Source organism: Streptomyces sp. NPDC107654 (genome assembly GCF_055639035.1).
Genome location: NZ_JBVKBI010000031.1, coordinates 35361 through 49108 on the forward strand (window position 1 = coordinate 35361; position 13748 = coordinate 49108).

Consider the following 13748-nt stretch of genomic DNA (forward strand, 5'->3'; position numbering starts at 1 on the left):
GCCCGCGGTCACGCGTCGTACCGGACCCGGCCGGGCGTGCCGGGCCTCGGCGGTCAGTTGCCGTTGGTGACGAGCACCTTCAGGGCCGTGCGCTCGTCCATGGCCTTGTAGCCGGACGGGACGCCCTCGATGTCGACGGTCATGTCGAACACCGGGGAGGGGTCGATCGTGCCGTCGAGCACGTCGGGCAGCAGGTCGGGGATGTAGGCGCGGACCGGGGCGACGCCGCCGCGCAGGGCGATGTTGCGGTCGAACATCACACCGAGGTCCAGACCGGTGCCGCTGCCGTGGGGCACGCCCACGAAGCCGATGGCGCCGCCGTCGCGGGTGATGTTGACGGCCGTCCGCATGGACTGCTCGGTGCCGACCGCCTCCACGACGGCGTGGGCGCCCTGCCCGCGGGTCAGCTCGCGGACGGCCTCGACGGCCGCGTCCCCCCGCTCCGCGACGACGTCGGTGGCGCCGAACCGGCGCGCGAGGGAGGTCCGCGTCTCGTGCCGGCCGAGCGCGATGATCCGCTCGGCACCGAGCCGCTTGGCGGCCAGGACGGCGCACAGGCCCACCGCGCCGTCACCGACGACGGCGACCGTGGCGCCGGGCCGGGCACCCGCGCCGAGGGCGGCGTGGTGGCCGGTGCCGAGGACGTCGGAGAGGGTCAGCAGGGCGGACAGCAGGTGGTCGTCGGAGGCCGCTTCCTTGGGCAGCCGGACGAGGGTGCCGTCCGCGAAGGGCACGCGTACGGCCTCGCCCTGGCCGCCGTCGTAGCCGACGGAGCCCCAGAAGCCGCCGTGCTCGCAGGACGTGGTCAGGCCCTCGCGGCAGTAGTCGCAGACGCCGTCGGACCACATGAAGGGCGCGACCACCAGGTCACCGCGCCTGACGGTGTTCACGCCGGAGCCGGTCTCCTCGACGATCCCGAGGAACTCGTGCCCGATCCGCTGCCCCGGCTGCCGGGCCGCCTCACCGCGGTAGGCCCACAGGTCGCTGCCGCAGATGCACGCCCGCAGCACCCGCACGACGGCGTCGGTGGGCAGCTGCACCAAGGGCTCGGGCACGTCTTCCACGCGCATGTCGTACGGGGCGTGGATGGTGGTGGCGCGCATGACGGGGATCCTTCTCGTGCGGGGTGGTGCGAGATCGCGGGGGGGGCGCTCGGGGTGGCCGTGCGCCCTTCACCGTACGACGCCTCCCGCGCGGGACGCGCGTCGAGGTGCGGTCAGGCCCCCACCGCCCCCAGCAGGGTCCCCGCCCCGTACGTCACCCCCATGGCCAGCGCCCCGCCGGCCACGTTGCGCAGCACCGCCCGCTTCGGGCCGGCGGCGCCCAGGCGGGCGCTGGTCCAGCCGGTGAGGACGAGGGCGGCCAGGACCGAGACGACGGTGACGGTCAGGCGCCGGCCCGGCGGGGGCAGGACGATGGCCAGCAGGGGCAGCAGCGCGCCCACGGTGAACGACAGGAAGCTCGCCCAGGCCGCGCTCCAGGGGTTGGTCAGTTCGTCGGGGTCGATTCCCAGCTCCACGCGCGCGTGGGCCTTCAACGCGTCCCGCGCGGTGAGCTGTTCGGCGGCCTCGCGGGCCACCTCGTGGGACAGACCGCGCCCCTCCAGCAGTGCGGTCAGCTCCCGCAGTTCGGCCTCGGGCTGCTCGCGCAGCTCCCGCTTCTCCGCGGCCAGCGCGGCCATCTCGGAATCGCGCTGGGTGGACACGGAGACGTACTCGCCGGCCGCCATGGACATGGAGCCGGCGAGCAGGCCGGCCAGTCCGGCGGTGAGCAGGGCGTTCCGGTTCTCGGTCGCGCCGGCCACGCCGACGACCAGTCCCGCGGTGGAGACGATGCCGTCGTTCGCACCGAGCACGGCCGCGCGCAGCCAGTTCAGCCGGGAGCCCAGGGCGCCGTCGTGGCCCTCGTCGTGGGTGGGTTCCGTCACAGCTGGGAGGATCCCACCCCCGGGGTCACGGCCACCGCACCGACGCCCCGCGCACCGGCTGCTCCCCGTCCCCGGGAACCGGCCGGGCGAGCTGCCCCAGCCGCGCGAACTCCGGTTCGGCTCGGCAGAGTTGACCGGACGCATCGCGGCGGGGCCTGCGGGCACCGGCCGTTGGGGCACCGGGGGGGGGCGCGGCCGCGGACGCGTGCCGACGACGGCCGGGGCCTCGGGAGGGCGCCGGGGTGAGCGTCGTACGAGCGCCGAACTCGCCGGGGCCGGGGCGTGTGTGCGGTGACCGAGCGGGAGGGCGAGCCGGGGCGGGCGGTGGGGACCTGAGGGACCGCGTTGTCAGTCGTGGCCCGTATCCTCAGTGACCATGCTCGAAGACCGTGCGACCGCAGTGTCCTCCCCCACCCAGTGGCCGGCCGTGTATCCGCAGGGATACGCGGTCGTTGACGTGGAGACCACCGGCCTGGCCCGGGACGACCGCATCATCTCGGCGGCCGTCTACCGGCTGGACGCGCGCGGGGAGGTCGAGGACCACTGGTACACGCTGGTCAACCCGGAGCGGGACCCCGGGCCGGTGTGGATACACGGTCTGACGAGCGAGGTGCTCGACGGCGCGCCGCTGTTCGGGGACATCGCCGAGGAGTTCGCCGCCCGGCTGGACGGCCGGGTGCTCGTCGCGCACAACGCGGTCTTCGACTGGCAGATGATCGCGCGGGAGTACGCGCGCGTGCGGCGCGAGGCGCCGGTGCGCCAGCGGCTGTGCACCATCGCGCTGTCGAAGGAGCTGGGGCTGCCGCTGCCGAACCACAAGCTGGAGTCGCTGGCGGCGCACTTCGGGGTCGTGCAGCAGCGGGCGCACCACGCGCTGGACGACGCGCGGGTGCTGGCGGAGGCGTTCCGGCCCAGTCTGCGGGCCGCGGCGGCGGGCGGCGTACGGCTGCCGCTGCTGGAGTGCCGGCCGCTGACGGAGTGGTCGGACCGGCCGGTGCCGCGGCAGTCGTCGGGCGGCTACGGCGGCTACCGGGGCAGCAGTTGGCGCCCCTCCCGTAAAAGGCCCGCATGCCCCTATCCCAACCCGGGTCGCTACGAAGACGGCAAACGCCTCAAACAGGGCATGCGGGTGGCCTTCTCCGGCGACACCTCGACCGAGCGGGAGCTGCTGGAGGACCGTGCCGTCGAAGCCGGGCTGCACGTCGCCACCAGCGTCTCCCGGCTGACCAGCCTGCTGGTGACCAACGACCCCGGCTCGGGCACGTCGAAGACGGTCAAGGCCCGGCAGTACGGCACCCCCATCGTGGACGAGGCCGCGTTCGGCCAGTTGCTCGGGGACGTCGAGCCCGCCGGCGAGTAGACGCCACACGGTCGGGTGATCGTACGGACGGGTGATTGCCGCACGACTCACCCGGCCCCGGCTCGCCCCCGGACCGGTGACGCCTCACCCTGTGGCGCATGGCGAAATGCGAAGTTTGCGGCAATGACTACGGGATGGCCTTCGAGGTCCACGCACAGGGCGCCGTCCACGTCTTCGACTGCTTCTCCTGTGCGATCCACCGCATGGCCCCCGTCTGCGAGAACTGCAAGGTCTCGATCATCGGCCAGGGCGTGGAGGCCGACGGCATGTTCTACTGCGGCGCCCACTGCGCCCGGGAACAGGGGAAGGCGGGGATCGTCGACCGCGTCTGACCCGGCACCCGCCCGAATGCACCCCACGGCCCGGAGGTACCGTCGTGGGGTGCACCGTTACCGTTTCCTGTTGTCCCGCCAGTGGGTGATCCTCACGCTCGTCGCGATCGCGCTGATCCCGACGATGATCCGGCTGGGTTTCTGGCAGCAGCACCGGTACGAGGAGCGCACCGCCCGCAACGACCTGGTCTCCACGGCGCTGCACGCCAAGCCGGTCCCGGTCGAGCGGCTGACCTCCCCCGGACACCGGGTGACCCGCGCCGAGAAGTACCGCACGGTCACCGCGACCGGCACCTTCGACACCGCCGGGGAGGTCGTGGTCCGGCGCCGGACGAACTCCGACGACCAGGTCGGTTTCCACGTCCTCACCCCGTTCGTCCTCGACGACGGCAAGGTGCTGCTGGTCAACCGCGGCTGGATCCCCGCGAACGGCGTGCAGACCGCCTTCCCGAAGGTCCCCGCCCCGCCGGCCGGCCGGGTCACCGTCACGGGGCGCCTGATGGCCGACGAGACGACCGCGGCGAGCGGCATCAAGAACGTCAAGGGCCTGCCCGACCGGCAGATCATGCTGATCAACAGCGCCGAGGAGGCACACCGGCTCGGCGCCGAGGTGCTCGGCGGCTACATCCAGCAGACCGCACCCCGGGCCAAGGGCGGCTCCCCGGAGCAGATCTCCGACCCGGGCAGCGAGGACGCCCCGCTGAACTACGCGTACATGATCCAGTGGTGGCTGTTCGCGGCGGCCGTTCCGGTCGGCTGGTGGTTCCTGGTCCGGCGGGAGATCCGCGACCAGGAGGAGGCCGCGGCGGAGCGCCGGCCGGAGGAGAGCGCGCCGGAGGAGAGCGAATCGGCCGCGGTGTGACGCCCGGGCCCCGGGCTCCTGGCGCCGGCGACGTCACTCCCCCGGCGTGCCCTTGATTGGCCCCCTGGTCCCCCGGGAAACCGCATCCCGTGAACGCGCGCATCGAGGACTACGCCCTCATCGGAGACCAGCAGACCACGGCCCTGGTCGGCAAGGACGGCTCCATCGACTGGCTGTGCCTGCCGCGCTTCGACTCCGGTGCCTGCTTCGCCCGGCTGCTGGGTGAGGACGACCACGGCCACTGGCGGATCGCACCCACGGGAGCGGACGTCTGCACCCGCCGCGCCTACCGGCCCGACACCCTGGTCCTGGACACCGAGTGGGAGACCGCCGACGGCACGGTCCGCGTCACCGACCTGATGCCGCAGCGCGAGCGCGCCCCCGACGTCGTCCGGATCGTGGAGGGGGTCAGCGGCCGGGTCACCGTCCACAGCACGCTGCGCCTGCGCTTCGACTACGGCTCGATCACACCGTGGGTGCGCCGCTCGGACGGCCACCGGGTGGCCGTCGCCGGGCCGGACTCCGCCTGGCTGCGCTCCGAGCCGGCCGTGCACACCTGGGGCGAGGACTTCGGCACCCACGCGGAGTTCACCGTCGCCGAGGGCGAGCGGGTCGCGTTCGTGCTCACCTGGCATCCCTCGCACGAGAAACGCCCGCCGCTCATCGACCCGTACGAGGCGCTGGAGAGCAGCGTCACCGACTGGCGGCGCTGGGCCCGCCGGTGCCGCTACGAGGGCCCGTACCGGGACGCGGTCGTCCGCTCCCTCATCACCCTCAAGGCCCTCACCTACGCCCCGACCGGCGGGATCGTCGCCGCACCGACCACCTCGCTGCCCGAGCAGCCCGGCGGCGTGCGCAACTGGGACTACCGGTACTGCTGGCTGCGCGACGCCACCCTCACGCTCGGCGTGCTGCTCAAGGCGGGCTATCACGAGGAGGCCGAGGCCTGGCGGAACTGGCTGCTGCGCGCGGTCGCCGGCGACCCGGCCGACCTGCAGATCATGTACGGCGTCGCGGGCGAGCGGCGGCTGCCGGAGACCGAACTGCCCTGGCTGCCCGGCTTCGACGGCGCCTCCCCCGTACGCACCGGCAACGCCGCCGTCGACCAGCTCCAGCTGGACGTGTACGGCGAGGTGATGGACTCGCTGTCGCTGGCCCGCTCCTCCGGCCTGCCGCCGAAACCGCACATGTGGGCCCTGCAGCGCTCCCTGCTGACGTTCCTGGAGTCGGCGTGGCGGCAGCCGGACGAGGGTCTGTGGGAGGTGCGCGGCGGCCGCCGGCAGTTCGTGCACTCCAAGGTGATGGTGTGGGTGGCCGCCGACCGGGCCGTGCAGACCCTGGAGAAGCACCACGATCTGCGCGGCGACCTGGAGGGCTGGCGCAGGCTGCGGGACGAGGTGCACCGGGAGGTGTGCGAGAAGGGCTTCGACCCGGAGCGCAACACCTTCACCCAGTCCTACGGTTCCCGGGAGCTCGACGCCTCCCTGCTGCTCATCCCGCGTGTGGGGTTTCTGCCGCCGGACGACCCCCGGGTGGTCGGCACGGTCGACGCGATCCGCGACGGCCTCGGCCACGGCGGGTTCCTGCGCCGCTACGACACCGACGACTCGGTGGTCGACGGGCTGCCGGGCGGCGAGGGCGCCTTCCTCGCCTGCTCGTTCTGGCTGGCCGACGCGCTGCATCTGACCGGCCGGACGGAGGAGGCGCGCGAACTGTTCGACCGGCTGGTGGGCCTGTGCAACGACGTGGGTCTGCTGGCCGAGGAGTACGACCCGTCGGACGGCTGCCAGCTGGGCAACTTCCCGCAGGCGTTCAGCCATGTCGGCCTGGTGAACACCGCCCTCACCCTGTTCGGGTACGAGCAGGCAGGATAGGGCCATGGATCTTGGACTGAAGGACAGGGTGTACGTCGTCACCGGCGCCACCCGCGGGCTGGGCAACGCCACCGCGCGGGAACTGATCGCGGACGGGGCGAAGGTGGTCGTCACGGGCCGGGACGAGAAGCGGGTCGCCGACGCGGCCGCCGAACTGGGCCCGAACGCGGTCGGCGTGGCCGTGGACAACGCCGACGCGGGAGCCCCCGAGCGGCTGGTCGCCGCCGCCCGTGAGCACTTCGGCGGCTTCCACGGGGTGCTGGTGAGCGTGGGCGGGCCGCCGCCCGGGTTCGTCGCCGACACCACCGACGAGCAGTGGCGGACCGCGTTCGAGTCGGTGTTCCTGGGCGCGGTGCGGCTCGCTCGCGCGGCGGCGGCGGAGCTGGCGGAGGGCGGTGTCATCGGGTTCGTGCTGTCGGGCTCGGTGTACGAGCCGATCCCCGGGCTGACGGTGTCCAACGGGCTGCGGCCCGGGCTCGCCGGGTTCGCCAAGTCGCTCTCCGACGAGCTGGGGCCGCGCGGGATCCGGGTGGTGGGGCTGGTGCCGGGGCGTATCGACACGGACCGCGTGCGCGAGCTGGACGCGCGCTCGGCCGACCCCGACGCCACGCGGGCGGCCAGCGAGTCGCGGATCCCGTTGCGCCGGTACGGGGCACCGCGGGAGTTCGGGCGGGTGGCGGCGTTCCTGCTGTCACCGGCGGCCTCGTACCTGACCGGGGTCATGGTGCCGGTGGACGGTGGCTCGCGGCACGGCTTCTGACGGCCCCGCCGCACACGCTCGCCGCCGATCCCCCGGGAGCACGGTGCTCACCCCCCGCGGCCGGACCTCCGGCGGAGGTACGTGCTCGCGCCGTCGCGGGTGTCGATCGGCAGCCCGGTCGGCCGGCGGCGGTGCGGCGGAGCCCGTGAGGGCGGCGGTCACCGCCGCCCTGGGCGCGCGTGCGTTCGGCCCTGCCGCGCAGGACGCCGTGCGGGCCGGCGCGGAGGAGCCGCCATGAGGACGGCGGCGCGCGGCCTGGCCGATGGCCGGGCCGCGGACTCCGCGGGTCACTGACGGCGTGTACGGGGCACCGGGCCCCGGACGCGGCCCGGCAGGCTCGCGGGGTGGAGCGCGTGGGGGTGCGCCTGGTGCGCGGCGTCCCGCCGGACCCGTCGACGGGGGCCGTGCCGGTCAGCGTCGGGAGCCGGCCGGGGAGGTCACTCGCCGAGGCCGGCCAGGTCCCGCAGCCGCCGGGCCTGGGCGGCCCGCTCGGCCGCGCGCTGCTCGTCGTACGTACGGTCCACCGCGCCCTGGAGCAGCGCCTTGGTCTCCACGACGGCGTCCCTGGGCGCGGCCAGCAGCGCGGCCGCCAGGTCCCTGACGGCGCCGTCGAGTTCACCGGCGGGCACCGCGAGGTTGGCCAGCCCGCTCGCCACCGCCTCCTCGGCCCCGACGAACCGCCCGGTCGCGCAGATCTCCAGCGCGCGGGCGTATCCGACGAGTCCGACCAGCGGATGCGTGCCGGTCAGGTCGGGTACGAGGCCGAGGCTGGTCTCGCGCATGGCGAACTGCACGTCGTCGGCGACGACCCGCAGGTCGCAGCCGAGCGCGAGCTGGAAGCCGGCCCCGATGGCATGTCCCTGCACGGCGGCGATGGACACGAGGTCGGTCCGCCGCCACCAGGTGAAGGCCTCCTGGTATTCGGCGATGGTCGCGTCGAGCCCGGCGTCGTCACGGCGCGCGAGTTCGATGAAGGACGGCTCGCCCGGGATCCCCTCCGGGGTGAACATCTGGCGGTCCAGCCCGGCGGAGAAGGACTTGCCCTCGCCACGCAGCACGACGACGCGGACGGAGCCCGGCAGCAGCCGCCCGGCCTCGGCGAGCGCCCGCCACAGGGCGGGGCTCTGCGCGTTGCGCTTGGCCGGGTTGGTCAGCGTCACCGTGGCGAGCGCGTCGTCGACGGTGAGCCGTACGCCGTCCTTGTCGAGTGCGGGAACGAGGTCCTGCTCGGGCGAAGCCATGGGGCGCCTCCGATGGGTGCGGTCAGCAGAGCGAAGCTAAGTGACTGCACAGTAACCACCCGGCCGGTCGGTTCGCCGACCGGGTGGCCACCATCGAAGCCGATGGGCCGCCCGGAGTCAGGACGAAGCGGCCTTCTTACCCCGGGTCGCTCCGCCACGCCCACGGAGCGTGACGCCCGACTCGCTGAGCATCCGGTGCACGAAGCCATACGAGCGGCCGGTCTCCTCGGCCAGCGCCCGGATGCTCGCACCGGAGTCGTACTTCTTCTTCAGGTCTGCCGCGAGCTTGTCGCGCGCGGCGCCGGTCACCCGGCTGCCCTTCTTCAGAGTCTCGGCCACCCGTGCCTCCTCATGGGAAGTGCGCTCTGGTCTCCTCATGATCACCCCTCCCGGGCCCGATGGCCACCCATTCGGCAAGGTCGGTGAGACATCGTTGTGACGACAGGAGCGCGTCCCCACAAGCGGAAGTGACAGTTCCGAGGGGGTGCGGTTCGAGGGGCTGTACGGGCGGATTCGCGAAGTGCCAGGTCAGGGACGCGAAACGGCCGACCCCCTGGCTGTCGGGGGATCGGCCGGAAAATCCGTGTACGACACACCTCGATACGAGGAGATCTCACACAGATGATGGATCACGGATCGGCCGAATGATCCATACACAGTGGATCAGGCTTTCGATCACACCGGGTCCGGTCACACCGGGTCCGGTCACGCCAGGGCGACGAGATCCGCGTAGTCGGAGCCCCACAGGTCCTCGACGCCGTCCGGGAGCAGGATGATCCGCTCCGGCTGGAGCGCCTCGACGGCCCCCTCGTCGTGGGTGACGAGGACGACCGCGCCCTTGTAGGTGCGCAGGGCGCCGAGGATCTCCTCGCGGCTTGCCGGGTCCAGGTTGTTGGTCGGCTCGTCCAGGAGCAGCACGTTCGCGGAGGAGACGACCAGGGTGGCCAGGGCGAGGCGGGTCTTCTCGCCGCCGGAGAGGACCCCGGCCGGCTTGTCGACGTCATCACCGGAGAACAGGAACGAGCCGAGCACCTTGCGGACCTCGACCAGGTCCATGTCGGGGGCGGCCGAGCGCATGTTCTCCAGGACCGTGCGGTCGGCGTCCAGGGTCTCGTGCTCCTGCGCGTAGTAGCCGAGCTTGAGGCCGTGGCCGGGGACGACCTGGCCGGTGTCCGGCGTCTCCACACCCGCGAGCAGCCGCAGCAGGGTGGTCTTGCCGGCGCCGTTGAGGCCGAGGATGACGACCCGCGAGCCCTTGTCGATGGCGAGGTCGACGTCGGTGAAGATCTCCAGGGAGCCGTACGACTTCGACAGGCCCTCGGCCGTCAGCGGGGTCTTGCCGCAGGGTGCCGGCTCCGGGAAGCGGAGCTTGGCGACCTTGTCGGACACCCGGACCGCGTCCAGGCCGGCGAGGAGCTTGTCGGCCCGGCGCGCCATGTTCTGCGCGGCGACGGTCTTGGTCGCCTTGGCCCGCATCTTGTCGGCCTGCGAGTGCAGCGCGGCGGCCTTCTTCTCCGCGTTGGCCCGCTCCCGCTTGCGGCGCTTCTCGTCGGCCTCGCGCTGCTGCTGGTACAGCTTCCAGCCCATGTTGTAGACGTCGATCACGGACCGGTTCGCGTCGAGGTAGAACACCTTGTTGACGACCGTCTCGACCAGGTCGACGTCGTGGGAGATCACGATGAAGCCGCCGCGGTAGGTCTTCAGGTAGTCCCGCAGCCAGATGATCGAGTCCGCGTCGAGGTGGTTGGTCGGCTCGTCGAGCAGCAGGGTGTCGGCGTCCGAGAAGAGGATCCGGGCCAGCTCGATACGGCGGCGCTGACCGCCGGAGAGCGTGTGCAGCGGCTGGCCGAGCACCCGGTCGGGCAGGTTCAGCGCGGCGGCGATGGTGGCGGCCTCGGCCTCGGCGGCGTACCCGCCCTTGGTGAGGAACTCCGTCTCCTGGCGCTCGTACTGCTTCATGGCCTTCTCGCGCGTGGAGCCCTTGCCGTTCGCGATGCGCTCCTCGTTCTCGCGCATCTTGCGGATCAGCACGTCCAGGCCGCGCGCGGACAGCACGCGGTCGCGGGCGAGGACGTCGAGGTCGCCGGTGCGGGGGTCCTGCGGGAGGTAGCCGACCTCGCCGGAGCGGGTGACGGTGCCGGAGGCCGGGATGCCCTCACCGGCGAGGACCTTGGTGAGGGTGGTCTTGCCCGCGCCGTTGCGGCCGACGAGACCGATGCGGTCGCCCTTGGCGACACGGAAGGTGGCGTTCTCGATGAGGACGCGCGCACCGGCGCGCAGCTCGATACCGGAGGCGGAGATCAAGGACAGACTCCAGGGCGTACGGGAAGGTTGGCGGGTGGGCGGCTGAGGACGTTCCCGCCGTCTAATGCGCGAGGAGAATGGCCATGGGGACCAGTCTAACGGGGGCGGGCAAGGGCTTTTCCTGCGTCCGTTCGCCGCGGCCGGCGCCCGGGGCGCGAGCTGGGCGGATCGTTGCCCAGCGGGGTGCGGCCGGGCGCGATCCGGCCCAGGTCGTCCAGGGCCACGAGCTGGGCGGTCCAGGCCGAGTCCGCGCACGGCTGGGCGAGGAGGAGGGCCGCGCCCCGCCGCAGGGCGCTCTCCGGCCGGAACGCACAGCCCCCGCCGGCGGGCAGCACCCAGCGCAGGTCCCCGTCGGCGGTGCGGTACGCGGTGACCCGGCGCGGGGTGACGACGGCGAGGATGCCGCGGCCGAGGGGGCGCAGCACGCCGGTGCCGCCCTGGGCCGGCAGCCACTCGGCCGCGTCGGGCAGCGCCCGGTGCCAGCGCACGGACCGGCCGTCGGTGTCGGTGAGCAGTCCGTCGTCCCAGAGCGCGATCGCCTCCCCGCGCGCGGGGAGCACGGCGAGCGGGTGGTGCCCCGCGCGCGCGTAGCGCCACCGCAGTGCGCCGGTACGGCTGTCGAAGCCGGCCACGGCGCCGGCGTGCGCCCGCGCCGCCCACTCCCCCTGCCCGGGCTCGCCCTGCCCGCGGTTCAGCAGCCGGTCGCCGTAGGGAGCGGGCCTGAGGTGGCGGGCCGCTCCGAGCAGGCCGAGCGCGAGGACCGCGGCGAGGAGGCCGGCGGCGGCTCGGCGCAGCAGGGCGGGGATGCGGGACCGGTCGGGGGTGCGGGACCGGGCGGGCGGCCCGGTCCCGGAGAGGAGGGCCGCGGCGGGACGGCGGGGGCGGGTGCCGTGGGGTGGAAACGCCACCTTGCCCCCTCCTGGTCCGCACCGTCCGGATCAGGCGACCGTCCGGATCAGGCGCCGAGCGTAGTCACCGCCGGCCGGGTCGGCGGGCTGTCCCGGCAGGTGCGGACGGGATGTCCCCCGTTCGGCGGTCCGTCCGGCGGCAGGGCTGCGGGCACCGTTTACCGGGACGTTGTCAGTGGCGGCTGCGAGACTCGCAGTCGCGGGGCGGAACCGGTGCACGAAGGAGTGATCGGCATGGCGGGCACGGGCGGCGGCGCACGACCGGGCATCTGTCCCACGTTGCTGTACGCGGACGCGAGGGCGGCGATCCGGCAGCTGACGGAGGCCCTGGGCTTCACCGAGCTGTCGGTGTACGAGACGGAGGACGGCACGGTGATGCACGCCGAGCTGGTCCAGGGCAACGGCGCGGTGATGATCGGTTCCAAGGGCCGTGGCGGCGTCTTCGACACGGTGATGCGGGACGCGGGACCCGCCGGGGTGTACGTCGTGGTGGACGACGTGGACGCGCACCACCAGCGGGCCGTCGAGCACGGCGTGGAGATCCTCGTGCCCCCGACGGACCAGGACTACGGCTCGCGGGACTACATGGCCCGGGACGCCGAGGGCAACGTCTGGAGCTTCGGGACGTACGCCCCCGACCTCGGCGTCTGAGCCGCTCCCGCGCCGCGCTCCCCCGCCGGCCCTCCTCAGCCTCCGGTGTGCACCTGGAACGCGGCCCGGCGGACGGCCTTGGCCAGGGCCGGGTCGGGGTGGGCGGCGGCGAGCGCGACCAGGACCTGCACGGTGCGCGGGTGGCCGACGGCGCGGACCTCGTCGAGCAGCTGGGGCACGGTGGGCTGCACCGCGGACTCCAGGTGCCGGACCAGCATCGGCGCCTCGCCGTGGTCGGCGACGGCGGCGGCGGTGTCCACCCACAGCCAGGTGGCCTCCTCCCGGGTGAGCACCTCGTGGGCGTCCTCCGGGTCGATGCCGTCGTGCTCGGCGAGCCACAGCAGCGCGTACGGCCGCAGCGCCGGCTCGTCCACGACGGACCGTACGTCGGGCTCGGCGGGGGCGCCGACCACGCGCAGCGCCTCGAAGGCCAGGCCGCGCAGCAGGGCGTCGTCGCCGCGGGCGGCGCCGATCAGCTCGGTGACGGCGCTGCCGACCGGGCGGGCGGCGAGCCAGGCGCGGTACTCGGCGCGGGCCGCGTTGGGGCGGAGCTGGGCGCAGCCGCGGAGCATGTCCTCGGCGGACTGCTCGATGTTGCCGGCGGGGCTCTGCGCGGCCACGCAGATCTGCTCCAGCTTGACCCAGACCGCCCAGTTGCCCAGCGGCGTGAGCGTGGCCTGGCCGCCGCCGTAGGTGAGGGCGCCGACGGCGGCGAGGGCGCTCAGCGCCCAGTCGAGCAGCGGGGCGAGCGGGGCGTGCTCGGCGGGTGCCGGGTCCGCCGGGACCGGGGATCCGGCGGGACCGCCGGTACCGGGCTCGTAGGAGACCTCGCAGCGTTCGGTGCGCAGCTCGGTGACCCGCTGCTGGAGCAGGTCCAGCAGCTGCTCGACCGGGACGGGGCCGGCGGACAGCTGGAGGAAGGAGAGCACCTGGGGCATGGCCGAGACGACCTCGGCGACGGCGGCCGGTTCGTGCCCGTCGGGTTCCGGGCAGGCGAGCGACCAGGCGTCGAAGAGGGCCACCCAGCCGCGCAGTACGGCGCTGTCGTCGCGGTCCCAGGCGCGCAGCCGCCAGCCGGGGCGCGCGCTGTCGCCGTGCACCTCGACGAGTCCGGCGAGGCGGGCGGTGTCCCAGTCGGCGCGGACCTGAGCGGCGGTCAGGCCCAGTTCGGCGGCGGCGCGTTCGGCGGTGGCGGCGGAGAGGGTGGCCTTGCCGTCGGTGGTGGCACCGGTGCGGCCGGGGCCGAGGGCGGCATCGGCCCAGCGGGCGACGCGGGCCGCGCCGGCCAGCTTGGTGCGGGCCATTCCGGCCAGTTCGGCCGGGGCGGGTGTGCCCTCCGGCGGCCGGGGTGCGGGGCGCTGTGGGCGCCTCTGGTTCACAGCTCTGGGGGCGGCGGCCAGGGGTCGCGGTCGGACGAGTCGGAGCCTGGAGTCGCGCGGGATACGGGACGTCACGGGTGCAGTCTTCCGGTTGACGGTCCGAAAACCCAAACGGAATGTCACGGCGGGCTACCGGGCTGGCCAATGCAC

Annotated in this window: 13 protein-coding genes; 6 read left to right on the plus strand and 7 right to left on the minus strand. The window is 73.9% G+C overall.

Annotated elements, in window-relative coordinates; all coding sequences use genetic code 11:
• Nucleotides 1-53 precede the first annotated feature (53 nt).
• Both ACZ7N4_RS34845 and ACZ7N4_RS34850 read right to left on the minus strand, forming a co-directional pair.
• Nucleotides 54-1103 carry a zinc-dependent alcohol dehydrogenase family protein gene (locus ACZ7N4_RS34845; protein ID WP_471367010.1) on the minus strand — a complete coding sequence of 350 codons (1050 nt, stop codon included), beginning with the start codon at nt 1101-1103 and terminating at the stop codon, nt 54-56.
• 113 nt (nt 1104-1216) lie between these two features.
• A complete protein-coding gene (locus ACZ7N4_RS34850) occupies nt 1217-1927 on the minus strand; it encodes a VIT1/CCC1 transporter family protein (RefSeq protein ID WP_471367013.1) in 711 nt (236 codons plus the stop codon).
• A gap of 376 nt (nt 1928-2303) precedes the next feature.
• Between ACZ7N4_RS34850 and ACZ7N4_RS34855 the strand changes: the two genes are divergently transcribed.
• The 5 genes from ACZ7N4_RS34855 (at nt 2304) to ACZ7N4_RS34875 (ending at nt 7115) form a co-directional block, all read left to right on the plus strand.
• Nucleotides 2304-3287 (plus strand): DEDDh family exonuclease, encoded by a 984-nt coding sequence (locus tag ACZ7N4_RS34855; protein WP_471367015.1) that lies wholly within the window; start codon nt 2304-2306, stop codon nt 3285-3287.
• Nucleotides 3288-3385: 98 nt separating this feature from the next.
• Nucleotides 3386-3619 (plus strand): hypothetical protein, encoded by a 234-nt coding sequence (locus ACZ7N4_RS34860; protein WP_356150861.1) that lies wholly within the window; start codon nt 3386-3388, stop codon nt 3617-3619.
• Nucleotides 3620-3668: 49 nt separating this feature from the next.
• A complete protein-coding gene (locus ACZ7N4_RS34865) occupies nt 3669-4481 on the plus strand; it encodes an SURF1 family cytochrome oxidase biogenesis protein (protein WP_471367020.1) in 813 nt (270 codons plus the stop codon).
• Nucleotides 4482-4570: 89 nt separating this feature from the next.
• Entirely contained in the window at nt 4571-6355 is a 1785-nt protein-coding gene (locus ACZ7N4_RS34870; RefSeq protein WP_471367023.1) for a glycoside hydrolase family 15 protein, read from the plus strand.
• A 4-nt stretch (nt 6356-6359) separates the two neighbouring features.
• The gene (locus tag ACZ7N4_RS34875) at nt 6360-7115 is read left to right on the plus strand and encodes an SDR family oxidoreductase (RefSeq protein ID WP_471367025.1); all 756 of its coding nucleotides are present in this window, start codon (nt 6360-6362) and stop codon (nt 7113-7115) included.
• Between the two features lie 437 nt (nt 7116-7552).
• On the opposite strand, the gene ACZ7N4_RS34880 is transcribed toward ACZ7N4_RS34875, so the two are convergent.
• The 4 genes from ACZ7N4_RS34880 to ACZ7N4_RS34895 form a co-directional block, all read right to left on the minus strand.
• Complete coding sequence (locus tag ACZ7N4_RS34880) at nt 7553-8356, minus strand: enoyl-CoA hydratase/isomerase family protein (protein WP_471367028.1); 804 nt, start codon at nt 8354-8356, stop codon at nt 7553-7555.
• Nucleotides 8357-8473: 117 nt separating this feature from the next.
• Nucleotides 8474-8695 carry a helix-turn-helix domain-containing protein gene (locus ACZ7N4_RS34885; RefSeq protein ID WP_004002281.1) on the minus strand — a complete coding sequence of 74 codons (222 nt, stop codon included), beginning with the start codon at nt 8693-8695 and terminating at the stop codon, nt 8474-8476.
• A gap of 366 nt (nt 8696-9061) precedes the next feature.
• Nucleotides 9062-10660: an ABC-F family ATP-binding cassette domain-containing protein gene (locus ACZ7N4_RS34890; RefSeq protein WP_471367035.1), complete on the minus strand. Its 1599-nt coding sequence runs from the start codon at nt 10658-10660 to the stop codon at nt 9062-9064.
• A gap of 95 nt (nt 10661-10755) precedes the next feature.
• Nucleotides 10756-11568, minus strand: a complete 813-nt coding sequence (locus ACZ7N4_RS34895) for a hypothetical protein (protein WP_471367039.1) — start codon at nt 11566-11568, stop codon at nt 10756-10758.
• Nucleotides 11569-11802: 234 nt separating this feature from the next.
• On the opposite strand from ACZ7N4_RS34895, the gene ACZ7N4_RS34900 reads away from it, so the two are divergent.
• Complete coding sequence (locus ACZ7N4_RS34900; RefSeq protein WP_471367044.1) at nt 11803-12219, plus strand: VOC family protein; 417 nt, start codon at nt 11803-11805, stop codon at nt 12217-12219.
• A 35-nt stretch (nt 12220-12254) separates the two neighbouring features.
• On the opposite strand, the gene ACZ7N4_RS34905 is transcribed toward ACZ7N4_RS34900, so the two are convergent.
• Nucleotides 12255-13673: a hypothetical protein gene (locus ACZ7N4_RS34905; protein ID WP_471367045.1), complete on the minus strand. Its 1419-nt coding sequence runs from the start codon at nt 13671-13673 to the stop codon at nt 12255-12257.
• Nucleotides 13674-13748: the final 75 nt, after the last annotated feature.

Coding starts and splice junctions, on each gene's coding strand:
- ACZ7N4_RS34875 (WP_471367025.1), top strand. CDS start 6,360: ATGGATCTTGGACTGAAGGACAGGGTGTACGTCGTCACCGGCGCCACC.
- ACZ7N4_RS34845 (WP_471367010.1), bottom strand. CDS start 1,103: ATGCGCGCCACCACCATCCACGCCCCGTACGACATGCGCGTGGAAGAC.
- ACZ7N4_RS34900 (WP_471367044.1), top strand. CDS start 11,803: ATGGCGGGCACGGGCGGCGGCGCACGACCGGGCATCTGTCCCACGTTG.
- ACZ7N4_RS34860 (WP_356150861.1), top strand. CDS start 3,386: ATGGCGAAATGCGAAGTTTGCGGCAATGACTACGGGATGGCCTTCGAG.
- ACZ7N4_RS34880 (WP_471367028.1), bottom strand. CDS start 8,356: ATGGCTTCGCCCGAGCAGGACCTCGTTCCCGCACTCGACAAGGACGGC.
- ACZ7N4_RS34855 (WP_471367015.1), top strand. CDS start 2,304: ATGCTCGAAGACCGTGCGACCGCAGTGTCCTCCCCCACCCAGTGGCCG.